Genomic DNA, 25,925 nt, shown 5'->3' with positions numbered 1-25,925 from the left:
GCGATCCGTCGGTTACGCTGTCGTCATGATTCGATCCGGCTTGCCGGAGCGGGAATCTGCAACGGGTCACAAGGGCGGCGGATGTGACGATGGCAACGGCAAGCAGCGCACAGCGCGAACCTTCCATGGAAGAGATACTGGCTTCCATCAGGAGGATCATCGAGGACAGCGACGGCGGCCGCAAGCAGCCGGGCGACGCCGATGAGTTGCGCCAGGACCTGGAGCCGGCGTCAAGCGCCGATCCAGTTGCCGATGTCGACGCATTCCGTGCCGACCTGCATGCCGCCCCGGAGATCAAGAAGCCGGTGACGCTGGCGGAAGTCCAGGCACAATTGCCAAAGGCCGAGCCGGTGATTGCGCGGACGGAAACGCCTGTGCGCCCCGAGCCCGCCCCGGCAAAGCCATCGATGACACTTGCAGAGGTTAGCGCCCGGGTCGCCGCCGAGCCGACCCCGCCGGCCACGGCCGACGCGCCGGCAGCGCGTCCTATCGCGGCAACCGATACCCCCGTTGCCGACTGGCGGCGCGAGATTGCCGCGGTTGGTGAGCAGGCGAGGGCGGTGCCTGACAGGAGCGAGGCACGCAAGCCGGTTGCCCAGCCGCCGGTGGAGACTCCAAGGGACGAACCGACTGCGAAAGCAGCCGTCGAGCCGTCTCGTCCAGGCGCAGGCGTTGTGCAACCGGCGGCGGCCAGCGATGCGCCGCGCGTGGCCATCGTTTCCGAGCACACGGGCCGGCAGGTTGCCGCCGCCTTTGGTGAGCTTTCCGATGCGTTTGCCAGCCGCAGCAAGAAGACATTCGACGAGATGGCCGAAGAAATGCTGCGGCCGATGCTGCAGGATTGGCTGGATAACAATCTGCCGACACTGGTCGAAAGGCTGGTGCGCGAGGAGATCGAACGCGTGGCGCGCGGGGCGCAGTAGTCTCCCACACCGATCACCCTTGAAACGCCGCCCTTAGAGCGGTTCAGTGTTCGATAGAAACGCTGAACCGCTCTAACCATTTGTTTTTACGCAATTCCGGACGGAGGCGGCGTTTCTGTTGACAGGATCAGTTCACGCTGGTCGCGAAGCAAATGAGGTTGCCGTCGGGATCCCTGACGATGAACGTGCGGGCGCCCCACGGTTCGGTTCGCAATGTCTGGTGGAAGGGAGCCTCGGCTGCCTGAAACTCCAGGAACAGCGCCTTGATGTTGTCGAGAACGATCGTCGCCGCCAGCAGGTCATCGGCCGGATTGGCGGCGAACGGAGGCTTGTCGACATGGCGCAGGTTGAGCCGCACGCCATCGCGGATGATTTGTGCGTAGAAGGGCGGCTCGCCATAGGTGAAGCGCGTCTGAAAGCCGAGCTTTTGCCGGTAGAAATCACAGGCCGCTTCGATATCGGAGACAAAGAGCTGTGGTTCGGCAAAGGCCAGGAACGGTCTTGCGGCATCTGTTGCTGTGCGGTCGGTCACGGTTTGAAGGCCTTTCTTCAGCGCCTGCCAGCTCTCGAAACCTGACTTCCTGGCGACCAGTTCCTGGGCATCGGCAAGCTTGAAGCCGTGATCGAGGATCTGGCTGTCGGTCAGATGGCGGAAGCGCGGCAATATCGATCCAATCGCATCGGCGACGGGATAGTACCGTTCGCGATGCCATTTGAGATAGAGCTTGGCCTGTTTCTTGTGGTGTTCGAGGGTCGGCATGGGCGCATTGCGGGGTTGAGGTGGCGTAGGCGGGCAATGCCCCTCCGGCCGGAAGCCGATGCGCCCTACAGCAGCGTTGGCAGCGTATTGCGGCGGCACCTGCCGGTCAAGGCGCGGCGCCACGCCTTTCCCCGGGGAACAGGCGCCTGCTATTCTGATCGATCAATCGCAAATGGGTCTTCCTTGACCTGATCCAGGCCGTGTCTATTTGACGTTGAGGGTCCGAGGCAGCCCCTGCGGTTGACTTGGCCAAAACCTTCCGATTTACACCGGACCAGCAAAACTCCCGACAGCGCGGACCATTTTCCCATGCTTGAAAAGACCTACGACGCAAAAACCGTCGAGCCGAAGATCGCCAAAGTCTGGGAAGAGGCCGACGCGTTTCGCGCCGGTGCCGGGGCCGAGGAGGGGGCGGAAGCCTTCACCATCGTCATCCCGCCGCCGAACGTGACCGGCTCGCTGCATATGGGCCACGCGCTCAACAACACGCTGCAGGACATATTGGTGCGCTTCGAGCGCATGCGCGGCAAGAACGTGCTGTGGCAGCCAGGCATGGACCATGCCGGCATCGCCACGCAGATGGTGGTCGAGCGCCAGTTGATGGAAAAGCAGATCCACCGCCGCGACCTGACGCGCGAGCAGTTCATCGAGAAAGTGTGGGAGTGGAAGGCCGAATCGGGTGGGGCGATCTTCAATCAGCTGAAGCGGCTCGGCGCCTCGGCCGACTGGTCACGCGAACGCTTCACCATGGACGAGGGCCTGTCCAAGGCGGTGCTCGAAGTGTTCGTCACGCTCTACAAGGAAGGGCTGATCTACAAGGACAAGCGCCTTGTGAACTGGGATCCCAAGCTGCTCACTGCGATCTCCGATCTCGAGGTCGAGCAACAGGAGGTCAACGGCAATCTCTGGCACTTCCGCTATCCCATCGAGGGCCAGGTCTTCGATCCGGAGAATCCAAAAACCTTCATCACCGTGGCGACGACACGCCCCGAAACGATGCTGGGCGACACCGCCGTCGCCGTGCATCCCGACGACGAGCGTTTCCGGCATCTGGTCGGCAAGAACATCGTCCTGCCGATCGTCGGCCGCAAGATCCCGGTGGTGGCGGATGAATATTCCGATCCGGAAAAAGGCTCGGGCGCGGTCAAGATCACGCCGGCGCACGACTTCAACGATTTCGAGGTCGGCAAGCGCCACAAGCTGCCGGCAATCAACATCCTCACTGTCGGGGCGGCAGTAAGCCTCAAGGACAATGAGGATTTCCTTGCCGGTCTCGAGGTGACGCCGGAGCGGCAGGCGGTCTGGGATGAACTCGACGGCCTCGACCGCTTCATTGCGCGCAAGAAGATCGTCGAGCTGATGGAAGAAGGCGGCTTCCTGGAAAAGGTTGAGCCGCATCGCCACGCGGTGCCGCATGGCGACCGCGGCGGCGTGCCGATCGAGCCGTTCCTGACCGAGCAGTGGTATGCGAACGCAGCCGAACTCGCCAAGCCGGCGATCGCCTCGGTGCGCGAAGGCCGCACGAATTTCGTGCCGAAGAACTGGGAGAAGACCTATTTCGACTGGATGGAAAACATCCAGCCCTGGTGCATCTCGCGCCAGCTGTGGTGGGGTCACCAGATTCCGGCCTGGTATGGGCCGGACGGGCGCGTCTTCGTCGAGAAGACCGAGGAAGAGGCACTGAGTGCTGCGATCGAATATTATCTGGCGCTGGAAGGGCCGTGGAAGGCCTGGGTCGAGGACAAGCTCGAGAATTTCAAGCCGGGCGAGATCCTGATCCGCGACGAGGACGTGCTCGACACCTGGTTCTCGTCGGCGCTGTGGCCGTTCTCGACGTTGGGCTGGCCGGATGAGACGCCCGAGCTGAAGACCTACTACCAGACCGACGTGCTGGTCACCGGCTTCGACATCATCTTCTTCTGGGTCGCCCGCATGATGATGATGGGCCTGCATTTCATGGACGAGGAGCCGTTTCACACCGTCTATGTCCATGCGCTGGTGCGCGACAAGAACGGGCAGAAGATGTCGAAGTCGAAAGGCAACGTCATCGACCCGCTCGACCTCATCGACGAGTACGGCGCCGATGCGTTGCGTTTCACGCTGACGGTGATGGCAGCGCAAGGCCGCGACGTGAAGCTCGATCCGGCGCGCATCGCCGGCTATCGCAATTTCGGCACCAAGCTGTGGAACGCGACGCGCTTCGCCGAGATGAACGAAGTCGCGCGCAATGACGATTTCTGGCTGAACGATGCCAAGCTTGCGGTTAACCGCTGGATCCTCACCGAACTGACGCGGGCCGCGCGTGAGATCACGGACGGCATCACCTCATACCGCTTCAACGAGGCGGCGGGAGCCGCTTATCGCTTCGTCTGGAACCTGTTCTGCGATTGGTATCTGGAATTGCTGAAGCCGGTGTTCATGGGCACGGACGAGGCGGCCAAGGCCGAAAGCCGCGCCTGCGTCGCCTTCGTGCTCGACGAGATCTACAAGCTGCTGCATCCGATGATGCCGTTCATGACCGAGGAGCTGTGGGCGCAGACCGCTGGCGAAGGCAAGGAGCGGCCGTCGCTGCTGTGCCATGCGGCGTGGCCTTCGCCGGACTTCGAGGACGCCGACGCTGCCGCCGACATCAACTGGCTGGTCGACCTCGTCTCCGGCATCCGCTCGGTGCGCTCCGAGATGAACGTGCCGCCGGCTGCAATCGCGCCGCTCGTCGTGGTCGGCGCCAACGAGGTGACACGCGAACGGCTCGTTCGCGAGGATTCGGCGATCAAGCGGCTGGCGCGGGTCGGCGACATCTCTCTGGCCGATGTCGCGCCAAAAGGCTCGGCGCAGATCGTGCTCAACGAGGCGACCATCTGTCTGCCGCTTGGCAGCCTGATCGACCTCGCCGCCGAGGCGGCACGGCTGCAGAAGGAACTGGCCAAGGTGACCGAGGAAATCGCGCGCCTGCACAAGAAGCTGTCGAACGAAAGATTCGTCGCCAGCGCGCCGGCCGAGATCGTCGATGCCGAGCGTGAAAAGCTCACCGAATATCGCGACGCGCAAGACAAGCTTTCGGTGGCGTTGACCATGGTTCGCGACGCGGGTTGAGGGGCAGATTCGTGGTGCTTCGACCCGTCTCGAAATCGGAGCTTTTTGCCTCGAAAATAGGCATTCCGTTGCGTTAATGTTGACGTAAACGGAAAGTTTTGGCCCCATTGTTGCCATAATGTAACAATGGGGCCCTGGAACCCCAAAACCTACTATTTTTGAACCTTTTGGGCCGTTTTTTCTCCCGTTTTGAGGGCGGCACACGCACCAGATGCTGTTTTTCGGCCTAACGGGACCAGCTTGCATTATGTCAAAAATGCGCTTGGCGAACATGTACATGTACGCCCCATGAATTCGTTATTGCACCGTTAACCTGAATTGGTTCTAGCTTGCCGCACTCGAATTCGGGGAGGACATTCATGACTATTTTGCGACTGAAAGCACTGCTGGGGGCGGGGTGCTTTTCGCTGGCTTTGATCGGGACGGCGACAAACTCGGCGCATGCCGGCGGCATCGAGCGCGGCGGCTACGACATCGATCTTCTGTTCGATCCGGCTCCGTTCGCCACCGAAGCGGAATCGACCTATGTGATGCCGCAACGCAAACTCAAGAATGGTGTGGATACCGACCCGAGCGATGGCAATCTGACCTTCCTGGGCAGTTCGACGAAAGACAGCGAGAGCTACTGGGTGCCGCGCATCGGCGTCAAGGCTGAGGTGGTCAAGGGGATCGACTGTATGTTCGACTATTCCCAACCTTGGGGCGCGCACACAAATCCGGGTCTGTGGGCCGGTGCCGAGTCCAATATGGAAACCGACATCAAGAGCAACAACTACGCCGGCACGTGTTCCTACAAGATGGATGCCGGCAAAGGCCAGATTCGCTTCATCGGCGGCGTCTACTACCAGGAAGTCTATGGCTTCAAGGAAGACCTGGTGTCGCCGCTGGTGCCGGACTTCCAGGGCACCGGTCGTGTTGATCTCAAAGGTACCGGCTGGGGCTGGCGCGCCGGCCTCGCCTATGAAATCCCTGAGATCGCGCTGCGCGCCAGCCTGGTCTACAATTCGCGGGTCAAGCTCGACAACATCTCAGGCACACTGGACCTGACGCATGTTGGCAGTGTCGTGCTGCCGATCTATGGCTCAACGCAGTACATGCCGGATACTGTAGAATTGAAGTTGCAGTCGGGCATCGCGCCCGGCTGGCTCGCCTTTGGTTCGCTGAAGTGGGTCAATTGGAGCCTGCTGCAAAGTGTTCCGATTTGCGTCGTAGGTACTCCCGCCGCGGCATGCGTTACGGGTGATGCTCTGCATTCAGGCCAGATCACATCGCTGGACCTGATGTACCGTGATGGTTGGACCGTCACCGGCGGCATCGGCCACAAGTTCAACGATGCGTGGAGTGCGGCCGGCCAGCTTTCCTGGGATCGTGGCACTTCGCATGGCTATGGCTCGCAGACTGATACCTGGACAGCGGGCGGCGGCGTCGCCTACACGCCCAAGCCCAACATCGAGGTGCGTCTGGCTGGCGCGATCGGCGTGATGACCAGCGGTCATTCGGGAACGGTGGCTGGCGAGAACGGTTTTGTGGCCGGCGAGGAAGTCAGCTATGACTTCGGCAACGATCTGGTCACGGCGATTTCGGGTGGTCTCAAGATTAAGTTCTAAGTCTCTGGAAAATCGAATGAAAAGGCCGGGCATTGCCCGGCCTTCTTCGTTTGTGCCGATGTTGTCGCCGGCTCCGTCATCCAAGCTGCGTTGCATATAAGCCGCACCGCTTTCGCCTCGTGCGATTGTGACGTTTTGGCAACACTTTCTGAACAACCCCTGCGCTACAAATCCCGCCAAGGAAATTGCCCATTTCCCGCCATAAACCCGGCGCAACTCGATCTTGCCTCGGGACACGCACCAAAAGGCTCGGCGATGGGGCAGGCCGCACCGCCTGCGGCAAGGAAGAGTATGGACGCCAAAGTTATTTCCAAGGCCAAGCTCCCGAGCCGCCATGTGACCGTCGGTCCGGCGCGTGCGCCGCACCGTTCCTATCTCTATGCGATGGGGTTGTCGGCGGCCGAGATCGCGCAGCCGCTGGTCGGCGTTGCGTCCTGCTGGAACGAGGCCGCGCCCTGCAACATCTCGCTGATGCGCCAGGCGCAAGTGGTCAAGAAGGGCGTCGCGGCCGCCAGCGGCACGCCGCGCGAATTCTGCACCATCACCGTCACCGACGGCATCGCCATGGGCCACCAGGGCATGAAGTCGTCGCTGGTGTCGCGCGAGGTCATCGCCGATTCGGTCGAGCTCACCATGCGCGGCCATTGCTACGATGCACTGGTCGGGCTTGCCGGCTGCGACAAGTCGCTGCCCGGCATGATGATGGCCATGGTGCGTCTCAACGTGCCGTCGATCTTCATCTATGGCGGCTCGATCCTGCCCGGCAGCTATCGCGGCCGCCAGATCACCGTGCAGGATGTGTTCGAGGCGGTCGGCCAGCATTCGGTCGGCACGATCGGTGATGCCGAGCTGCTTGAAATCGAGCAGGCAGCCTGTCCGTCGGCCGGCTCCTGCGGCGCCCAGTTCACCGCCAACACCATGGCCACCGTTGCCGAGGCGATCGGCCTGGCGCTGCCCTATTCCTGCGGTGCGCCGGCACCTTACGAGATGCGCGACCGTTTCAATTTCGCCTCGGGCGAAAAGATTATGGAACTGATCGCCAAGAACATCCGGCCGCGCGACATCGTCACGCTGAAGGCGCTGGAAAATGCGGCGACCGTGGTTTCGGCCACCGGCGGCTCGACCAACGCCGCGCTGCACCTGCCGGCGATCGCCCACGAGGCCGGCATCAAGTTCGACCTGTTCGACGTGGCAAAAATCTTCGAGAAGACGCCTTATATCGCCGACCTCAAGCCGGGCGGAAAGTATGTCGCCAAGGACATGTTCGAGGCCGGCGGCATTCCGCTCTTGATGAAGACGCTGCTCGACCACGGCTATCTGCATGGCGACTGCCTGACCGTAACCGGCCGTACTTTGGCCGAAAATATGGAGCACGTTGCCTGGAATGAACATCAGGACGTGGTCCATCCCGCCGACAGACCCATTACCAAAACCGGCGGTGTCGTGGGGTTGAAGGGAAACCTTGCCCCCGAAGGCGCGATCGTGAAGGTCGCTGGCATGTCGGAACTCAAATTCTCGGGTCCGGCGCGCTGCTTCGATTCGGAAGAGGAATGTTTCGAGGCAGTGACGCAGCGCAATTACAGGGAAGGCGAGGTTCTCGTCATCCGCTACGAGGGGCCGCGCGGCGGCCCGGGCATGCGCGAAATGCTGTCGACGACGGCAGCCCTCTACGGCCAGGGCATGGGCGGCAAGGTGGCGCTGATCACCGACGGGCGCTTCTCGGGCGCGACGCGCGGTTTCTGCATTGGCCATGTCGGGCCCGAGGCAGCCGTGGGCGGTCCGATCGGGCTGCTCAGGGATGGCGACGTGATCTCGATCGACGCAGTGAACGGCACGATCGAGGTGGCGTTGTCCGATAGCGAACTGGCGGCGAGGGCCAAGACCTGGAAGGCGCGCACGACCGATTATCAGTCGGGCGCGATATGGAAATATGCACAGACGGTTGGGCCGGCGCGCGATGGCGCGGTCACCCATCCGGGCGGTGCGAAAGAAACACACTGCTATGCGGACATCTGAGTTGTTGAGGTCGTCTGTCTTTTCGGCACTGGTCGTGTTCGCCACTTTTGGCGCGACCTTTGGCGCCGTGGGCCAGGCTATGGCCTTCGACGACAAGGTGTTCGACGACAAGACCGGCGTGAAGCCGCAATCCAGCCCATGGGCGGTGTTCCAGTTCGGCTTCTCCGCCTACAAGAACGGCCACAAGGAACAGGCCGCCGAAGCCTATAAATACGCGGCCGAGAACGGCCAGATCGGCGCCACCTGGAAGCTTGCCCGCATGTATGCCGAGGGCGACGGCGTGGCGCGCGACGACTACGAGGCGTTCAAGTTCTTCTCGGAGATCGTCGACCAGGATGTCGAACCCGGCTCGCCCGAGGAAAGCTATGTCTCCGACGCGCTGGTGGCGCTTGGCGATTATCTGCGCAAGGGCATTCCCGGCAGCCCGGTCACCGAGAACGAGGTGGCGGCCCAGGAATATTACATGCGCGCCGCCGCCAACTACCGCAATCCGAACGCACAGTTCGAGATGGGTCAGATGTTCCTGAAGGGCGAGGGCGGCGTGAAGGCCAGCGTCAAGCAGGCCGGGCGCTGGTTCCAGCTTGCCGCCGAGAAGGGCCATGCCGGCGCCCAGGCGACGCTCGGCCATCTGTTGTTCCAGAGTGGCAAGATCGTTCGCGGCCTGGCGATGATGACCGCGGCGCTCGAACGCGCTTCGCCGGCCGATCAGCCGTGGATCCGCGGCATGCAGGAAGAGGCATTTGCCACCGCCGGCGAAGCCGACCGCCGCACCGCGATCTCGCTGGCGGATGACATCCTCACCAAGGGCGGCAACGCAGACCAGTAGTCTCGCGACCGCGCCGGCCTCACCAGAAGCGCTCGATTTTGATCAGTTCTCGGTCGGTTCCGTCGGCACCATGCTGGGGTCCGGCGTTGAGATCGGCGTCACATGCAGATGCGGCGCCATCGTGTTTTCAGGGCAGCTATCCCCGACCTTTGTCCACGATGTGTTGTTGAGCACCATGTCGCAGCGGGCAAGATGGCTCTGGTCGGCAATCGTCAGGCAGGCGACCTGACCAACCGGATACGATTTTCCATTGGCCAGGCATTCCTGATCGGCAAAGGCCGCTGCAGGAGCGGCCATGGCAAATGCCAAGCCGATCGGACAAAGAGCAATTCGGATGGTCATGGGAACCCCGGCCGCCATGATGATCCCTCATCATGCGCCGGAATGTGGCTATATGAGGTCAAGCGCAGGGATGACCGGCGTCAGGCTACAGAAAGGCCGCCTCTGTCAGGCAGGCTGCAGCGCGAGATCGATCGCCACCGGCACGTGATCGGACGGCTTTTCCCAGGCGCGCACATGCTTTTCGATCGAGGCGGAAGAGAACCGGTTGGCGGCTTCCGGCGACAGCAGCAGATGGTCGATGCGGATGCCGTTGTTCTTCTGCCAGGCGCCGGCCTGATAGTCCCAGAACGTGTAGGTGTCGGACGCGTCGGTGACCGCGCGCACCGCCTCGGTGAAACCAAGATTGAGCAACCGGCGGAAGGCCTGTCGCGTCTGCGGCTGGAACAGCGCGTCGCCCAGCCAGTTCTCCGGAAACCTGGCGTCGATCGGCTCGGGAATGACGTTGTAGTCGCCGGCCAGAACCAGCGCCTCTTCCAGCCTCAACCGCTCCTGCGCCCAGCGCTCCAGCCGCGCCATCCAGGACAGTTTGTAGGGGAACTTCTTCTCGTCATCGATCGGATTGCCGTTCGGCAGATAGAGCGAGACGACGCGCAGCGCGCCCTTGTCGGTCGAGAAAACGCCCTCGATGAAACGCGCCTGCTCGTCGGCATCGTCGCCGGGCAGACCGCGATTGACCTCGTCGAAGCGCAGTTTCGACAGGATGGCGACGCCGTTGAAACCCTTCTGCCCATGGGTTTCGACATTGTAGCCAAGCGCCTCGATCTCGGCACGCGGGAACTGCTCGTCGACCGTCTTGATCTCCTGCAGGCAGACGATGTCGGGCGCGCTCTCCGTCAGCCAGTGGGTGAGGTTGCCGATGCGGGCGCGCACGCCGTTGATGTTCCAGGTGACGATTTTCATGGCAGTCTCGATGCTGTTCAGTGGGGCTCTTGCGGCGGGTGGCGTTCGACCAAGCCGATCGTATTGCCAGCCGGGTCCTTTAGGAAGGCCATCCATTCGCATTCCCCCGCCGGACCGAACTGGCCTTCGGTGTCACGATGGACGAGCGTCGGTGGCGCGGTGAAGGGGACGCCTGCGGCTTTTGCTTCGGCGTGGAAATCGTCGAGGCCTGATATGTCGAGATAGACGGTTCCGGCCGGTATGCCGTCGGTGAACAGCAAGCGCACGTCGCCGGCCATGATGAAGGCGATGCCCGGCGGATCGAAGCGCGCATGCAGGTTCATGCCGAGCACGTCGCGCCAGAAAGCCAGCGTGGTATCGAGGTCACGTCCGGCCGACAGCGCGATCTGACGGACCGCGCCGATTGCAGACATTTCTATATGGAAAAGCTCGTGCCGCAGCCGCAGGAGGCGACGGCGTTCGGGTTCCGGATCTGGAACGACTGGCCCATCAGGTCGTCGACGAAATCGATCACCGAACCGCCCATATAGACCAGCGACAGATCGTCGATGAGCACCGTGGCGCCATCCTTCTCGATGGCGACGTCGTCGTCGTTGCGCGTGTCGACCAGGTCGAACTTGTAGGAAAAGCCGGAACAACCGCCGCCTTCGACCGAAACGCGCAGCGCCGTCTTGCCGGCTTGCCCAGAGACAATCTTGGCGATCCGCTTGGCGGCGGCCTCGGTCATATCGACTTTCATGGCAGTCTTGGCATCCGCGCCCATGGGCGTCACCTTGCTTTCGGTTTCACATGATAGGTATGAAGCGCGAGCGGCCAAGTCAACCAGGCCCAAGCCAACTAGACGAAGTCAACTGCGGCATCGATCATGAGCAACGAGTTGGGCGACATCGGATTCGGCTATCGGCCGCGCGCGGCCTATGCCTGCGATCCGGCAAAGTCGCGCGGGCGGCTTTTCGACGAAGTGGAAAGCCCGACGCGCACGCCGTTCCAGCGCGACCGCGACCGTATCATCCATTCGACGGCGTTCCGGCGGCTGAAACACAAGACGCAGGTCTTCATCGCCCATGAAGGCGACCACTATCGCACCCGTCTGACCCATTCGATCGAAGTGGCGCAGATCGCGCGCGCGCTGGCGCGAGCGCTGCGCGGCGACGAGGATCTCGCCGAAGCGGTGGCGCTGGTGCATGATTTCGGCCACACGCCCTTCGGCCACACCGGCGAGGATGCGCTGAACGAGAAGATGGCCGCCTGGGGCGGCTTCGACCACAACGCGCAATCGCTGCGCATCGTGACAAGGCTGGAGGCGCGCTATGCCGAATTCGACGGGCTCAACCTGACCTGGGAAACGCTGGAAGGCCTGGTCAAGCACAATGGACCGCTGATCGACAGCAATGGCCAGGGTTTGAAAGGGCCGGTGCCGCAGGCGATCCGCGATTATTCTGAGCTGCACGACCTCGAGCTGGACCGGTTTGCCGGCATCGAGGCGCAATGCGCGGCGATCGCCGACGATATCGCCTACAACACACATGATATCGACGATGGCTTGAGGGCAGGGGTGCTGACGCTGGAGATGCTGGAGACGGTCTCGCTGCCGGGAACGATCCTGAAGGGCGTGCGCGCCCGCTACCCGGCGCTCGATGACGTGCGCACCGGCCACGAACTGATGCGGCGCCAGATCACCGCGATGGTCGAGGATGTCATTGTTTCCACCACGGCCAATCTGGAGCGGATCAGGCCGCAGAACGCCGACGCGGTGAGGGCAGCCGGCGAGACGATGGTGACTTTTTCGACCGAAATGGCTGCCTTCGAGAAGGAACTGAAGGCCTTTCTCTACAAGCACCTCTACCGGCACGCTGAGGTGATGCGGGTGCGCACCGATGCCGAGCAGATCGTCAGGGACCTGTTCGACGTCTATTTCGCCGATCCGCGCGCCATGCCGGACGGCTGGCGCGAAGGGCTGGATCGGGCCGACGATCGCATCAAGGCGCGCAGCGTGACCGACTTCCTGGCCGGCATGACCGATACCTACGCGCTCAAGGAACATCGGCGTTTGTTTGACCGCACTCCGGATTTGAGCTAGGGCGGGCTCGATTTTGCCGGCCAACGAGCCGGATTCGCTACAAAGCCGCCAGAGTCAGTCCCCAGAGTCACACAAATGAACATCTTCGCCGATTTCACCGCGCGAATCACCAAAGCCGTCGAAGCGCTTGATCTGAAAGACAATGACGGCGTTTCGCCGGACCTGTCGCGCATTGCCGTCGAACCGCCGCGCGACGCCAGCCATGGCGACCTAGCGACCAATGCGGCGATGGTGCTGGCCAAGCCGACCGGCCAGAATCCGCGCGTGCTGGCCGAAAGACTGGCGCAGGCGCTGCGAGAGGACAAGGACGTTGCCGCCGCCGAGGTTGCTGGTCCCGGCTTCGTCAATCTCAGGCTCAAGGATGGCTTCTGGCAAGCGCATCTGACCGCGCTGCTCGGCGAAGGCCGCAACTACGGCCGCTCGACGGTTGGCGGTGGCAGGAAAACCAATGTCGAATATGTCTCGGCCAATCCGACGGGTCCGATGCATGTCGGCCATTGCCGGGGCGCCGTGGTTGGCGACGCGCTTGCCAACCTGATGGCCTTCGCTGGCTACGACGTGACCAAGGAATACGTCATCAACGACGCCGGCTCGCAGATCGACGTGCTCGGCCGTTCGGTCGTGCTGCGTTACCGCGAGGCGCTTGGCGATGACATCGGCGAGATTCCGGCCGGGCTTTACCCTGGCGATTACCTGGTTCCTGTCGGCCAGGCGTTGGCCAAGGAGTTTGGCCGCTCGCTGCTGCAGATGCCTGAAGACGAGGCGCTGGCCATCGTCAAGGACCGCACCATCGATGCGATGATGGCGATGATCCGCGAGGATCTGGCGATGCTCAACGTGCATCACGACGTGTTCTTCTCGGAACGCACGCTGCACGCCGACAACGCAAAGAAGATCCGCTCGGCGATCAGCGACCTGACGCTGAAGGGCCATATCTACAAGGGCAAGCTGCCGCCGCCCAAGGGCGAGAAGCCCGACGATTGGGAGGATCGCGAGCAGACGCTGTTCCGCTCGACCGCCGTCGGCGACGACATGGACCGGGCGCTGGTGAAGTCCGATGGTTCGTTCACCTATTTCGCTGCCGACGTCGCCTATCTCAAGGACAAGATCGATCGCGGCTTCGTCGATCTGATCTACGTGCTGGGCGCCGACCATGGCGGTTATGTCAAGCGGCTGGAAGCGCTGGCGCGGGCGATTGCCGGCGACAAGGTGAAACTCACCGTGCTGCTTTGCCAGTTGGTGAAGCTGTTTCGCGAGGGTGAACCGGTGCGCATGTCGAAGCGGTCGGGTGATTTCGTGACGCTGCGCGAAGTGGTGGAGGAGGTCGGCCGCGACGCGATCCGCTTCATGATGCTCTATCGCAAGAACGATGCGCCGCTCGATTTCGACTTCGCCAAGGTGACCGAGCAGTCCAAGGACAACCCGGTGTTTTATGTGCAGTATGCCTCGGCACGCTGCCATTCGGTGTTCAGGCAAGCGAGCGAGCAGCTGGGCGAGGCCAATTTCGACCGCAACAGCCTGGCGTCCGCTGTCGCTTTGCTGACCGACGAGGGCGAGATCGGCCTGATCCGCAAGCTTGCCGAATACCCGCGTCTGATCGAGTCCGCGGCACTTGCGCTGGAGCCCCACAGGCTGGCATTTTACCTCTATGATCTGGCTTCTAGTTTCCACGGACACTGGAACCGTGGCACTGATAACCCGGACTTACGTTTTGTTAAGGTTAACGACCGACAATTGACGCATGCCAGACTAGGGCTGGTGCAGGCTGTTTCGGACGTTCTGACGTCCGGCCTGACGTTGATCGGAGCCGCCGCGCCCACCGAAATGCGTTAGGTTTGACTAAAAAACCTGTCACCTTTTGCCCACATTGCGCTGGTAAGGGCCAACCCTACGCGACGTCCATGGCGTCCGAATGAGTGCGAGTTCGGGAACAATAATGGCAGACAGAACCCAGCTGAGAGCAGCCGACAACAACGACATCGCTGAAGATGATCCGTTCGCGGAACTGACCAGGATCATGGGATTCGACCCGCGCCAGCCGGTCAAGCCGCAAGCGCCCGCCCAGCCGAAGGCCCCCGTCGCCGATCAGCCGGCGCAGGAGGACGATTTCGAGATCGATCTCGAGAAGGAGCTGATGGGTGATTTCGGCGCTGATGACAGCGACGCCGCCCCGGTCGCCGAGACTCATGAGCCGACGTTCGAAACGGCTGAGGCCGGCGCGATCGACGACGATCTTGCGGCATCTCTCGACGACGATTTCCATCTGGACATGGCGGATGTCGACGACCACACACCCGTCGCCGGCCATGGGGATGTCGCCAGCAACGGGGATGTCGCCGGCTATGCGGATTTTGGCGCTGCCGAAACCGTGCCAGCTGTCGAGCCGGCTGTCGATTCTGATTTCGACAATGCTGTCGCCAGTTCGCTCGAAGACGTTTCGCCCTTCGAGGACGATCAGCCGATGGAGGACGAGCTTGCCGCGTCGCTCGATCATGACTTCCGGATTGACGACGAAGCCGACGAGGTCCAGCACGCCGCGGCCATTGCGGACGCTCCTGCTGCTGTCGAGCCGGCCTCCGATCCTGAATTCGACGATGCGGTTGCGATCTCGCTCGAAGACGAGCTGATGCTCGACGACCATTCTGCGGCCGAACAGTCCTACGAGCAGTCCTATACGGCTGCGGAATCGGTCGAATACCCCATGCCGGCTCAAGCGACTGCGCGTGACGCCGAGGCAATCTCCGATGAGGATTTTGGCTCCGCCGAGGATTTTGGCTCCGACGAGGATTTTGGGGGCCATTTCGACGACGCCATGGCTGATGTCGACATGGATTTTGCCAGTCGCGGGGATTTTGACAGTCGCGTGGATGAGCCGGTCGCCTTCGATGAGCCGGAAGCGCATGATGTGCTTGCCGATACGGCGGACGCGAAGGGCGAGATTTCCAGCCCTGAAGGCGCGTCGGACGTGGGGTTCGACCTGAACCTGGACCACACGTTTGCCGAGACGGCCGAAGAGCCGGTCGCTGAGGTTGCCGCCGCTCCGGCCCAGCCTGTGGCGCCAGCCGCCGTTGCGGCCGAGCCGGTGCACGCGCCGATCGCGGATGAACGAAGCCTGGAAGACGAGTTGAATGCGCTGCTGGGTGCCATGACCGCACGCCCGGTGCCGGTGGCCAGGGAGCCTGTCACGGCTCAGCCGGCTGTCGCCGCTCAGCCGCCTGTCGCCGCAGCTGCGGAGACCATTGAGGAGCCGGCCGATCTTGCCGGCGACCTCGAATGGGATCTCGACGAACACGCGCCTGAGGAGCAGCACCGCCTTGACGCTGCCCAAGCCGCCGATGTGGATCTCGACGATCTGCAGCTCGATGACCTTCAGGACCAGGATCCGGGCTCGGATGTCACCGCGCATGGCGATGTCGAATTCGACAATGATGCGTTCGACGCAGCTTTGGCCAACAGCCTGGATTCGCGCGACGCGGCCGCTTCCCGGCACGATCAGGACAATTCTCTCGATTGGCTGGCGGAACGTTCCGAGGCGACGGAGCCGACCCGTTCGTGGAGCCGCGTGACGCCGGTTCCGCAGCCGGCGTTTAGTGCTCAGCCGACCGCTTCGATAACGCCCCAGGCCGCAGCGCCGGCAGTCACTGCTGCGCCGTCCTACCGTTCGAGCGAGCCGGTCGAGACCGTCGCCCATGCAGCCCCTGTATCGGTGCCGCAACCGCGACAGTCCCCGCGCTATGAAGACATGCCTGATGTCGAGACAGTCGACGTGCCCGAGCGTGTCGTGGCGCTGGCGGATGATCTCGACATTCCGGAACTGCACTTCGAGGAAGACGAGCCGGCGACGCCTGGCTATGACGATCTCGACGCCGAGTTCTCGAGTCTTCTCACCGAAATGAACGCGGTGGAGGTCGCCCCCGCTCCCGCAAGCAGCGCCTCTTACAGCGATGAATCCTACAATGCTGGGTTCAATCGGGGCTATGAGGAGCCCAAGCCGGGTTATGACGATATCAAGCCGGGCTATGACGGGGTCAAGCCGGCCTATCAGCCGGAAGCGCGGACCTATGCGGCGCGGCCAATGGAAGTGCCTGCCCGCGCTACTGCGTCGGCCGGCTATGCCGATGCCGCCAGCTTCGACCTCGGCAATTTGCCCGGCAGCCAGCCGGTTTCGCAGGCGGACGATTTCACCGTCGACGAACTCGACTACGATCCTGAACTGGACGAGGCGATGGCTGTTCCGGGTCTCGGCGAGCGGGACGCCGCGAGGCCCTCGCGCCGGCGTGGCCTATTCATTGCCGCGATTGTCGGCGCGGTGGCGGTCGCTGGCGGCCTTGGTGCCTTTGCGCTGTCTTTCGGCGGCAAGGGTGGCAGCGAAGCACCGGTGATCGTCAAGGCCGACAACGCACCGATCAAGGTCAAGCCGGAAAATCCGGGCGGCACGGTGGTGCCGAACCAGGACAACAAGGTTTACGACGCGGTGGTCAAGGGGACGAAGCCCGCCGAGCCGGTCCAGGAAAAACTAGTCACCAACGTCGAAGAGCCGGTGGATGTGCAGGCGAAGGATCCCGCCCGCGCCATCGATCTTTCGCCTGACCAAAATGCTGCGGCAGCTGGAACGGATGACGGCAACGCCGCGCCGGCCGCCAGCGCTGCACCGGCCGACAATGCAGCGCCGGCACCGAAATCCGAGGATCGCATCGCGCAGGTGCTGCAGGATGCCGACAAGGGCACCAACGCCGATGTCGTCGCCGTTGCGCCGCGCAAGGTGAGGACCATGGTGGTCAAGTCAGACGGTTCGCTGGTGCCACGTGAGGATCCGGCGCCCGCTGCACCACAGGTGGCGGCCGTTGAGCCGGCCGACCCGGCGCCGCAGCAGGTTGCCCCGTCGGCCCAGGCCGATGCGGACCAGACCGGCACCGTGGCGCCGGCCACCGCCCAGGCAGATGACGAGCCGGCCCTCAAGCCGGCAGCCAAACCGGCAGCAGCGCCAAAGGCCGAGGCCAAGGCCCAATCTTCCAGCACGCAGTCGGCCAACACGCCGGCCAAGGTTCCGGTCGCGCCGCAGCGCCCGTCCGACCAGCCGGTTGATGTCGTCGGCGAGGTCAAGCCCGACCAGGTTGCATCCATCGATCCGGCGTCGACCGCCACCGGGGGTGGTTCGTGGTCGATGCAGATCGCTTCGCAGCCGACGGTCGAAAGCGCCCAGTCCAGCTATCAGGATTTGCAGCGCCGCTACGGCAGCGTGCTTTCCGGCCGCACCGCCAACATCGTCAAGGCGGAGATTGCCGGCAAGGGCACGTTCTACCGTGTGCGCGTGCCAGCAAAGTCGCGCAACGACGCAATCAACCTGTGCACCAGCTACAAGGCTGCCGGCGGCAACTGCTTCGTCTCGCGCTAGCGGCCGAACCAACCAATAAGGCCGGCGCGGTCTCAGACCGCGCCGGCCTTTTTCATATGGAAGAGATATGTCTTCAAGCGCATGCGGCCGGGGACGATTCCCTTTGATCGCGCGAAGCCCTAAACTCCCGGCATGACCGAATCAAAATCCATGATCCTCGGCTGTGCCGGGAAATCGCTCACTCGCGAAGAAATCAATTTCTATCGCAATGAATGCCCGTGGGCCTTCATCCTGTTTGCGCGCAACATTGGCGAGACCGAGCAGATCCGCGATCTGGTCGCCGAGATGCGCGACTGTATCGGGCGCCCGGACGCGCTGGTGTTCATCGACCAGGAAGGCGGCCGGGTGCAACGGCTGCGGCCGCCACTGGCGCCGAACTATCCGGCCGGTGGCGCGCTCGGCGCGCTGTGGCGCGACGATCATGATGCCGGCGCCCGCGCGGCCTGGCTGATGGCGCGGCTGCATGCCTTCGACCTGCTGCGCTACGGCATCACGGCGGATTGCCTGCCGGTGCTCGACGTGCCGATCGAAGGCGCCAGCGACGTCATCGGCGCGCGCGCCTATGGCAAGGAGCCGCGACCGGTGATTGAACTTGGCCGCGCCGCCGCCGAGGGGCTGATGTCGGGCGGCGTGCTGCCCGTCATGAAGCACATTCCGGGTCATGGGCGCGCCTTTGCCGACACGCATTTCGAATTGCCGACGGTGGACGCATCGCTCAGCGACCTGCAGCGGCATGATTTCGCCCCGTTCCGGGAGCTCAACCATCTGCCGATGGCGATGACGGCGCATGTCGTCTACAGCGCCATCGACCCGAAGAACCCGGCGACGACCTCCGGCAAGGTCATCGACGAGATCATCCGTCGTGAAATCGGCTTCGACGGGTTGCTGATGAGCGACGACACCTCGATGAAGGCACTTTCTGGGGATTTCCCGACAAAGGCGGCCTCGATCCTTGCGGCGGGCTGCGATCTGGTCCTTCACTGCAACGGCGTTTTCGAGGAGATGGCCGGCATCGCATCGCGGACCACGGGGCTTGAGGGCAAATCGCTGGAGCGCGCCAAACGGGCGCTGACCTATATCAGGAAACACGACGCGGCTGAAGAAACCGAGATACGCGCAGAATTCGCCACCTATTTCGATGCGGTGGCCTGACAAAGGAAGCGAGAGAAAGTGGCGGAAACATTGGAAAGCAAGGCCGCGAAGGCCGCACCGATGGACCGTCTGTGGGCCGAGAATGACGATTCCCGCGTCACCGGCGACCCGTCGCTGGTCGTCGATGTGGCCGGCTTCGAAGGTCCGCTCGATCTTCTCCTGCATCTTGCCCGCACCCAGAAGGTCGATCTGGCGCGGATTTCGATCCTGGCGCTGGTCGAGCAATATCTGACCTTTGTCGAGACGGCGAGGGCGCTCAGGCTCGAGCTTGCCGCCGACTATCTGGTGATGGCGGCGTGGCTGGCCTTCCTCAAGTCGAAGCTGCTCATTCCCAAGCAGCCGGGCGACGAGGGCGAAAGCGGCGAGGAACTGGCGGCGGTGCTGCAGTTCCGGCTGAAGCGGCTGGAGGCGATGCGCGACGCCTCGGCGCGTCTGGTCAACCGCAACCGGCTCGGCCGCGACGTGTTTGCGCGCGGCATGCCGGAAATGGTCATCGTCGAAAAGCGCAATGCCTATTCGGCGTCGCTCTACGATCTCCTGACGGCCTACGCCCAGCAGCGGCAGAAGCAGGCGATCAACAATGTGACGATCGCCAGGCGCGGTGTCTGGTCGCTCAAGGACGCGCGCGATATCCTGACCCGCCTGGTTGGGTCGCTGCGCGACTGGGCGACGCTGGAAAGTTTTCTGATCGAGTACATGACCAGCCCCGAGGAGCGGCGCACGGCGATCGCCAGCTCCTTTGCGGCCACGCTGGAACTGGTGCGCGAAGGCAGCATGGACATGCGGCAGGACGAAGTGTTCGCGCCGATCTATTTGCGCGGCCGCGTGCAGACAATCAAGGCAGTCGAGGTGGCATCATGAGCGAACGCGCCAACGCTTCGGTTCTCCCGTTCAAGGTCGATGATGAATCGGAAGGGGAGTTGTTTTCCCAGGAACCGGCCGAGCAGGTCCAGAACCCGGCCGAGCGGCTGCATATGGCGGAAGCCGTGCGCATGGCCGAAGCGATTGTGTTCGCCAGCACTGAGCCGGTCAGCGAAAAGCAGCTTGCGGCGCGCCTGCCCGACGGCATCAACATCGCCTTGGCGATGGCCGACCTGCAGCAGATCTATGCGCGGCGCGGTGTCAATCTGGTGCGCGTCGGTGATGCCTGGGCGTTCCGCACCGCCGGCGACCTGGCTTTCCTGATGAGCCGCGACACGGTGCAGCAGCGCAAGCTGTCGCGCGCGGCGCTCGAGGTGCTGGCGATCATCGCCTACCACCAGCCGGTGACGCGCGCCGAGATCGAGGACATCCGGGGCGTCGAAACCTCGAAAGGCACGCTCGACACGCTGCTGGAAACAGAATGGGTGCGCATGCGCGGCCGACGCAAAACGCCGGGACGCCCTGTTACCTATGGCACGACCGAGACCTTCCTCGACCATTTCGCGCTGGAGGAAATCCGCGACCTTCCCGGCATGGAGGAACTGAAGGGGGCAGGGCTGCTTTCGGGTCGCATGCCGTCGAATTTCTCCATTCCGCAGCCGCCGGCCGACCCCGATGCGCTGACCGACGACGAGGATGCGCTGACCGATATCGATCTCGAGGAACTCGGCCTGCTGACGCCGCGCGTCACGGAAGATTGACTGGCAATAGCGGCCAATCTGTCGAGGATGCGCGGATTCGTAGCGGGCCGTCACGCCGAAAATGCGTGACATCCGCCACCCTTTCATAAACTCTGTCGCAGTTGTGTTTGAATCCCAACGCGAAAACGCATAGATCATCGCCAGGGAAAACATTCGAGAGAGATTTGCTATGGGTTCATTTTCGATTTGGCACTGGATGATCGTGCTCGTGATCGTGCTGCTGGTGTTCGGCCGCGGCAAGATTCCGGAGCTGATGGGTGACATGGCCAAGGGCATCAAGAGCTTCAAGAAGGGCATGGCGGACGACGACGTTGCCGAAGACAAGCGCACCGTCGAACACCGCGCCGACGAGACCGTTTCGGCCGCGAAGGAAAAAGCCAGCAAGAGCTGAGCCAAAAAGTTCTAGTCGGAACAGATAGCCATGTTTGAAGTCGGCTGGACCGAAATGCTGGTCATCGCGATCGTCATGATCGTGGTCGTCGGACCCAAGGATTTGCCCAATATGCTGCGGACCTTCGGCCGCACGACGGCGAAGCTGCGCGCCATGGCGGCCGATTTCCAGAAGCAGTTCAACGAAGCCCTGAAGGAAGCCGAGCTCGACGACGTCAAGAAGTCGGTCGACGAGCTCAGGGGTCTCAGTCCGATGGCCGAGATCAGGAAGCAGCTCAATCCGTTCGAGCAGGCGGCAGCCGATGTGCGCTCAGGCGTCGACGCGGCGATGAAGCCGAAGCCGGCCGATGATCCTGCAACGCCTGCCGCTTCGACGTTGCAGCCAGCCGAACCGTTGAAGAACGGCGCTACGACCATGCCTGGCGTCAACGGGCCGGAAGCGGCACCAGCAGCGCCGATTTTCCCGGCAATGACCGATGAATCAGTGGTTACGGCATCGGTGCCGGCAGAACCGGTTGTGACGGCGAAGGTGTCGGCGGCGAAGAAAGTGGCCAAGGCTGCGCCGGCAGAGGCGACACCAGTTGCAAAAGCGCCTGCCAAGGCGTCGGCAAATGGCGCAAAGGCTTCCGCGTCGGCGAAAGCGGCGACCGCCAACGCAACGTCGAAGGCGTCGCCAAAGGCGGTGACGGCGGCAAAGCCTGAAACACCCAAAGCCAAGAAGCCCGCTGCAGCCAAGACGATCGCGACCAAGACCGTGGCGAAAGCCGAGCCGAAGCCTGCACCGGCGAAGAAGCCGGCGGCCAAAAAGACGGCGGGAGCCGTCAAGTGAGCGTTTCGGACAAGGAAAAGGATGAGATCGAGAAATCGTCGGCGCCGCTGATGGAGCATCTGATCGAGCTGCGCCGGCGGCTGATCTGGTCGATCGGCGGCTTCTTCGTCGCCTTCCTGGTCTGCTTCTTCTTCGCCAAGAAGCTGTTCAATCTGCTGGTGGTCCCGTTCAAATGGGCGACGAAATGGGCCGGCCTTGATCCACACAAGGTCGAGTTGATCTACACCGCGCCGCAGGAATTCTTCTTCACCCAGGTCAAGCTGGCCATGTTCGGCGGCATGGTCATCGCCTTTCCGCTGATCGCCACGCAGATCTACAAGTTCATCGCGCCCGGCCTCTACAAGAACGAGCGCAACGCCTTCCTGCCTTTCCTGATCGCATCGCCGGTCCTGTTCCTGATGGGCGCATCGCTGGTCTATTTCTTCTTCACGCCGATGGTGATGTGGTTCTTCCTCGCCATGCAGCAGGCCGGCACAGACGATCAGGTGCAGATTTCGCTGCTGCCGAAAGTGTCTGAATATCTCAGCCTGATCATGACGCTGATCTTCTCCTTCGGCCTGGTGTTCCAGTTGCCGGTGGTGACCAGCCTGATGACGCGCGTCGGCATGCTGTCGTCCAAGGCGCTGGCTGAAAAACGCAAATGGGCGATCGTCATTGCCTTCGTCGTCGCGGCGGTGCTGACGCCACCCGATCCGATGAGCCAGATCGGTTTAGCCATTCCGACCATCCTGCTCTACGAGGTCTCCATCTGGGCTGCCCGACTGATCGAACGCGATCAGGAAAAGCAGCGGGTGGCGCGCGAGAAGCAGGCCGCGGCGGAAGAGGTCGCTGAGAAGCCGGCGGACGCATCTTCCACGTAGGCTAATTGCGCGGCGACCCGCCGGGATCGGCGGGCCTGGAATCATTGCTTTGTGACGGCAACTATGCTATGGATGTGGGTATGGTGCTGATTTGCGCCAGCGACCCGCCGCAGAGGCGGGTTTTTTATTTCAGGCTCTCGCCATCCCCGGTCGAAAGCTCGCTAAAGCGAGCTCGAGCCCTGGCTTCAGCACGCCCGATCTTGCATCGATCAAAGATGCGGTTTACGCCCTCTGGCCTGAAACGCGTCGAGAAATCGACGATGTGTTTCAGGCTTTATTCTTGAGCGTATCGTAGCGCAAAAACCGCCATGCGCTTTTGGGCGACATGCTACCGCAGGAGCTTCCAGACCATGCTTGACATCAAGTGGATTCGCGACAACCCGAAGGCCCTTGTCGAGGCGCTGGTCAAGCGCTCGTGGTCGGCCGACGATGCGCAGTCCACGGTTGATGGGCTGATCACCTCGGACGAGGCACGGCGCGAACACGTCACCGAGCTGCAGACCAAGCAGGAGCGCCGCAACGCCGCCTCGAAGGAGATCGGCAATGCCATGCGCTCGGGCGACGCAGCGCTTGCCGAAAGACTGAAAGCCGAAGTCGGCGAGATAAAAACCTTCATCCAGAATGGTGAGGCCCGCGAACGCGAGCTCGACAAGGCGTTGAACGACGAGCTGTCGGTGCTGCCCAACGTGCCGTTCGATGATGTGCCGGTCGGCAAGGACGAGCACGACAATGTCGTCAAGCACATCGTCGGCAAGCTGCCGACGCGTCCGAACTGGGTGAAGGAGCATTTCGAGATCGGCGAAGCGCTCGGCATGATGGATTTCGAGCGCGCGGCGAAGCTGTCAGGCTCGCGCTTCACCGTGCTGAAGAGCGGTCTGGCACGGATGGAACGCGCGCTCGGCCAGTTCATGCTCGACCTGCACACGACCGAGCATGGCTATGAGGAAGTCATCCCGCCGCTGATGGTCAAGGACGACGTTCTTTTCGGCACCAACCAGTTGCCGAAGTTCGAGGAAGATCTGTTTTTCACGCCGCACGGGGAGGGCAGGCTTGGCCTGATCCCCACCGCCGAAGTCCCGCTCACCAACCTGGTGCGTGAAGAAATCACCACGCATGAAAAGCTGCCGCTGCGCTATACCGCGCTGACGCCGTGCTTCCGCTCGGAGGCCGGCTCGGCGGGGCGCGACACGCGCGGCATGCTGCGCCAGCATCAGTTCTACAAGGTAGAGCTGGTCTCGATCACCGACCAGGAATCGTCGCTCGCCGAGCACGAGCGGATGACGCAATGCGCCGAGGAAGTGCTGAAGCGGCTTGAGCTGCCGTTCCGCACCATGACGCTGTGCACCGGCGACATGGGCTTTGGCGCGCGCAAGACCTATGACATCGAGGTCTGGCTGCCCGGCCAGAACGCCTATCGCGAGATCTCGTCCTGTTCGGTGTGCGGCGATTTCCAGGCGCGCCGCATGGACGCCCGCTACAAGGACAAGGACGGCAAGGGCAACCGTTTTGTCCATACGTTGAACGGTTCGGGCACTGCGGTTGGCCGCGCGCTCATAGCCGTCATCGAAAACTACCAGAATGAGGATGGCAGCGTAACCATTCCTGAAGTGCTGCGGCCTTACATGGGCGGCCGGGAAAAGATCGAATCGAAATAATGCGTATCCTCCTGACCAATGACGACGGCATTCATGCCGAGGGCCTGGCGTCGCTCGAACGCGTCGCGCGCACGCTGTCCGACGATGTCTGGGTGGTGGCGCCGGAGCAGGACCAGTCCGGTTATGCGCATTCGCTGTCGATCTCCGAGCCGCTACGGTTGCGCAAGATCGGCGAGAAGCATTTTGCCGTGCGCGGCACGCCGACCGATTGCGTCATCATGGGCGTCAAGAAGATCCTGCCGGGCGCCCCCGACCTGATCCTGTCAGGCATCAATTCCGGCGCCAACATTGCCGACGACGTCACCTATTCCGGCACCGTCGCCGGAGCCATGGAAGGCGCGCTGCTCGGCATCCGCTCGATCGCGCTCAGCCAGGGCTACAGCTATGTCGGCGAGGATCGTGTCGTCCCTTACGAGACGACCGAGGTGCTGGCGCCGGCATTGCTGAAGAAGCTTGTCGCCACGCCGCTGCCGGACGGCGTGCTGCTCAACGTCAATTTTCCGAACTGCCTTCCCGAAGAAGTCGCCGGCACAGTGGTGACCTCGCAAGGCAAGCTCGTGCACAGTCTGTGGGTCGACGAGCGCCGCGACGGGCGCGGCCTGCCTTACTACTGGCTGCGCTTCGGCCGCGAGCCGGTCGAAGGCAAGCAAGGCACCGACCTCCATGCCTTGCGCAACAGGCTGGTGTCGGTGACGCCGTTGCAGCTCGACCTCACCGCGCATGAAATCCGTGACCAACTGAGCAAGGCGCTTGCATGAACCAGGGCCTCCCAATCGATGACCGCGAAGGTTTCGCCGCCTTTCTGCTGCGTTTGCGCGGCAGGGGGACGGTGCCGAAGGCGCTGATCGCAGCTTTTGAGGCGACACCGCGGCGCGGTTTCCTTGGCGCCCAGTTCCATTCGATCGCCTGGTCGGACCACATGCTGCCGATCGAATGCGGCGAGGCGATCGAAGGTGCTGATCTGCAAGCTGCGGTGATCGCAGCCCTCGCCATCGAGCAGGGCAACCGCGTGCTCGAGATCGGCACCGGCTCGGGCTACACGGCGGCGGTGATGTCGCGGCTGGCGGCGCGGGTGGTCACCGCCGACCGCTACAAGACGCTTGTCGAGCAGGCCAGGCAGCGCTTCGAGGCGCTCGGCATCGGCAATGTCATCGTGCGCCATGCGGATGGGTCCGGCGGTCTGCCGAACGAAGCGCCGTTCGATCGCATCGTCGCCTGGGCTGCCTTCGACAGCCTGCCGCGCTTCCTGCTCGACCAGTTGTCGAGCGGCGGCATCGTCATCGCTCCGATCGGACCCGAAGAGGGCGAGCAGGTGCTGGCCAAGCTGACCAAGGTCGGCAGCCGGTTCGAGCGTGAGGACATCGGCCTTGTGCGCCTGCAGCCGATCCTGCGCAGCGTCGCCGCCGTCATTTAAGTTCGTCCTCTAATATTTTAAGAAAAATTGCATCGGATTCCATGAGGTTAACCGACGAGTA

General features: G+C 62.8%; 22 protein-coding genes. 17 read left to right on the top strand and 5 right to left on the bottom strand.

Features of this window, described 5'->3' with window-relative positions:
• Positions 1-89: 89 nt before the first annotated feature.
• Entirely contained in the window at positions 90-923 is an 834-nt protein-coding gene (locus B5V02_RS28690) for a PopZ family protein (protein ID WP_111547392.1), read from the top strand.
• A gap of 127 nt (positions 924-1,050) precedes the next feature.
• Here the strand turns inward: B5V02_RS28690 and B5V02_RS28685 are convergent, their stop codons facing one another.
• Positions 1,051-1,683 carry a bleomycin resistance protein gene (locus B5V02_RS28685; RefSeq protein ID WP_111547391.1) on the bottom strand — a complete coding sequence of 211 codons (633 nt, stop codon included), beginning with the start codon at positions 1,681-1,683 and terminating at the stop codon, positions 1,051-1,053.
• 309 nt (positions 1,684-1,992) lie between these two features.
• On the opposite strand from B5V02_RS28685, the gene B5V02_RS28680 reads away from it, so the two are divergent.
• From B5V02_RS28680 to B5V02_RS28665, 4 genes are all read left to right on the top strand, one after another.
• Positions 1,993-4,776 carry a valine--tRNA ligase gene (locus B5V02_RS28680; RefSeq protein WP_111547390.1) on the top strand — a complete coding sequence of 928 codons (2,784 nt, stop codon included), beginning with the start codon at positions 1,993-1,995 and terminating at the stop codon, positions 4,774-4,776.
• Between the two features lie 359 nt (positions 4,777-5,135).
• Positions 5,136-6,383, top strand: coding sequence for an OmpP1/FadL family transporter (locus tag B5V02_RS28675; RefSeq protein ID WP_111547389.1), 1,248 nt, complete (start codon positions 5,136-5,138; stop codon positions 6,381-6,383).
• A 291-nt stretch (positions 6,384-6,674) separates the two neighbouring features.
• Positions 6,675-8,399 (top strand): dihydroxy-acid dehydratase, encoded by a 1,725-nt coding sequence (ilvD, locus tag B5V02_RS28670; protein WP_111547388.1) that lies wholly within the window; start codon positions 6,675-6,677, stop codon positions 8,397-8,399.
• The gene (locus B5V02_RS28665; RefSeq protein WP_111547387.1) at positions 8,386-9,225 is read left to right on the top strand and encodes a tetratricopeptide repeat protein; all 840 of its coding nucleotides are present in this window, start codon (positions 8,386-8,388) and stop codon (positions 9,223-9,225) included. Before ilvD ends, B5V02_RS28665 begins: the two co-directional genes overlap by 14 nt.
• 42 nt (positions 9,226-9,267) lie before the next feature.
• Here B5V02_RS28665 and B5V02_RS28660 read toward each other — a convergent pair whose 3' ends face one another.
• The 4 genes from B5V02_RS28660 to erpA form a co-directional block, all read right to left on the bottom strand.
• A complete protein-coding gene (locus B5V02_RS28660; RefSeq protein ID WP_167458711.1) occupies positions 9,268-9,585 on the bottom strand; it encodes a hypothetical protein in 318 nt (105 codons plus the stop codon).
• Between the two features lie 87 nt (positions 9,586-9,672).
• Positions 9,673-10,467, bottom strand: a complete 795-nt coding sequence (gene xth / locus B5V02_RS28655; RefSeq protein ID WP_111547386.1) for an exodeoxyribonuclease III — start codon at positions 10,465-10,467, stop codon at positions 9,673-9,675.
• 17 nt (positions 10,468-10,484) lie between these two features.
• Positions 10,485-10,880, bottom strand: a complete 396-nt coding sequence (locus tag B5V02_RS28650) for a VOC family protein (RefSeq protein ID WP_111547385.1) — start codon at positions 10,878-10,880, stop codon at positions 10,485-10,487.
• A gap of 2 nt (positions 10,881-10,882) precedes the next feature.
• Positions 10,883-11,230: an iron-sulfur cluster insertion protein ErpA gene (gene erpA, locus B5V02_RS28645; protein ID WP_111547384.1), complete on the bottom strand. Its 348-nt coding sequence runs from the start codon at positions 11,228-11,230 to the stop codon at positions 10,883-10,885.
• 102 nt (positions 11,231-11,332) lie between these two features.
• On the opposite strand from erpA, the gene B5V02_RS28640 reads away from it, so the two are divergent.
• From B5V02_RS28640 to B5V02_RS28585, 12 genes are all read left to right on the top strand, one after another.
• A complete protein-coding gene (locus B5V02_RS28640) occupies positions 11,333-12,547 on the top strand; it encodes a deoxyguanosinetriphosphate triphosphohydrolase (RefSeq protein WP_111547383.1) in 1,215 nt (404 codons plus the stop codon).
• A 75-nt stretch (positions 12,548-12,622) separates the two neighbouring features.
• Positions 12,623-14,380, top strand: a complete 1,758-nt coding sequence (argS, locus tag B5V02_RS28635) for an arginine--tRNA ligase (protein ID WP_111547382.1) — start codon at positions 12,623-12,625, stop codon at positions 14,378-14,380.
• Positions 14,381-14,483: 103 nt separating this feature from the next.
• On the top strand, positions 14,484-17,942 hold the full coding sequence (locus tag B5V02_RS28630) for an SPOR domain-containing protein (protein ID WP_111547381.1): 3,459 nt from the start codon (positions 14,484-14,486) through the stop codon (positions 17,940-17,942).
• Positions 17,943-18,074: 132 nt separating this feature from the next.
• Positions 18,075-19,094, top strand: a complete 1,020-nt coding sequence (gene nagZ / locus B5V02_RS28625) for a beta-N-acetylhexosaminidase (RefSeq protein ID WP_111547380.1) — start codon at positions 18,075-18,077, stop codon at positions 19,092-19,094.
• A 60-nt stretch (positions 19,095-19,154) separates the two neighbouring features.
• Complete coding sequence (locus tag B5V02_RS28620; protein WP_111547641.1) at positions 19,155-19,955, top strand: segregation and condensation protein A; 801 nt, start codon at positions 19,155-19,157, stop codon at positions 19,953-19,955.
• Positions 19,952-20,716, top strand: a complete 765-nt coding sequence (gene scpB / locus B5V02_RS28615; protein ID WP_111547379.1) for an SMC-Scp complex subunit ScpB — start codon at positions 19,952-19,954, stop codon at positions 20,714-20,716. Before B5V02_RS28620 ends, scpB begins: the two co-directional genes overlap by 4 nt.
• Before the next feature lie 169 nt (positions 20,717-20,885).
• Positions 20,886-21,107, top strand: a complete 222-nt coding sequence (locus tag B5V02_RS28610; RefSeq protein WP_095087696.1) for a twin-arginine translocase TatA/TatE family subunit — start codon at positions 20,886-20,888, stop codon at positions 21,105-21,107.
• Positions 21,108-21,137: 30 nt separating this feature from the next.
• Entirely contained in the window at positions 21,138-21,935 is a 798-nt protein-coding gene (tatB, locus tag B5V02_RS28605; protein WP_111547378.1) for a Sec-independent protein translocase protein TatB, read from the top strand.
• Positions 21,932-22,795 carry a twin-arginine translocase subunit TatC gene (gene tatC / locus B5V02_RS28600; RefSeq protein WP_111547377.1) on the top strand — a complete coding sequence of 288 codons (864 nt, stop codon included), beginning with the start codon at positions 21,932-21,934 and terminating at the stop codon, positions 22,793-22,795. Before tatB ends, tatC begins: the two co-directional genes overlap by 4 nt.
• A 350-nt stretch (positions 22,796-23,145) precedes the next feature.
• Positions 23,146-24,450 carry a serine--tRNA ligase gene (gene serS / locus B5V02_RS28595; RefSeq protein WP_111547640.1) on the top strand — a complete coding sequence of 435 codons (1,305 nt, stop codon included), beginning with the start codon at positions 23,146-23,148 and terminating at the stop codon, positions 24,448-24,450.
• The gene (gene surE / locus B5V02_RS28590) at positions 24,450-25,208 is read left to right on the top strand and encodes a 5'/3'-nucleotidase SurE (protein ID WP_111547376.1); all 759 of its coding nucleotides are present in this window, start codon (positions 24,450-24,452) and stop codon (positions 25,206-25,208) included. Before serS ends, surE begins: the two co-directional genes overlap by 1 nt.
• Entirely contained in the window at positions 25,205-25,864 is a 660-nt protein-coding gene (locus tag B5V02_RS28585) for a protein-L-isoaspartate(D-aspartate) O-methyltransferase (protein WP_111547375.1), read from the top strand. Before surE ends, B5V02_RS28585 begins: the two co-directional genes overlap by 4 nt.
• The last annotated feature ends 61 nt before the right edge of the window (positions 25,865-25,925 follow it).

This window comes from Mesorhizobium kowhaii (assembly GCF_003253745.1).
In the GTDB taxonomy this organism is placed as follows: Bacteria; Pseudomonadota; Alphaproteobacteria; order Rhizobiales; family Rhizobiaceae; genus Mesorhizobium; species Mesorhizobium kowhaii.
The sequence above is the reverse complement of the archived record's forward strand: the minus strand, read 5'-3'. Positions and strand labels throughout refer to the sequence as shown.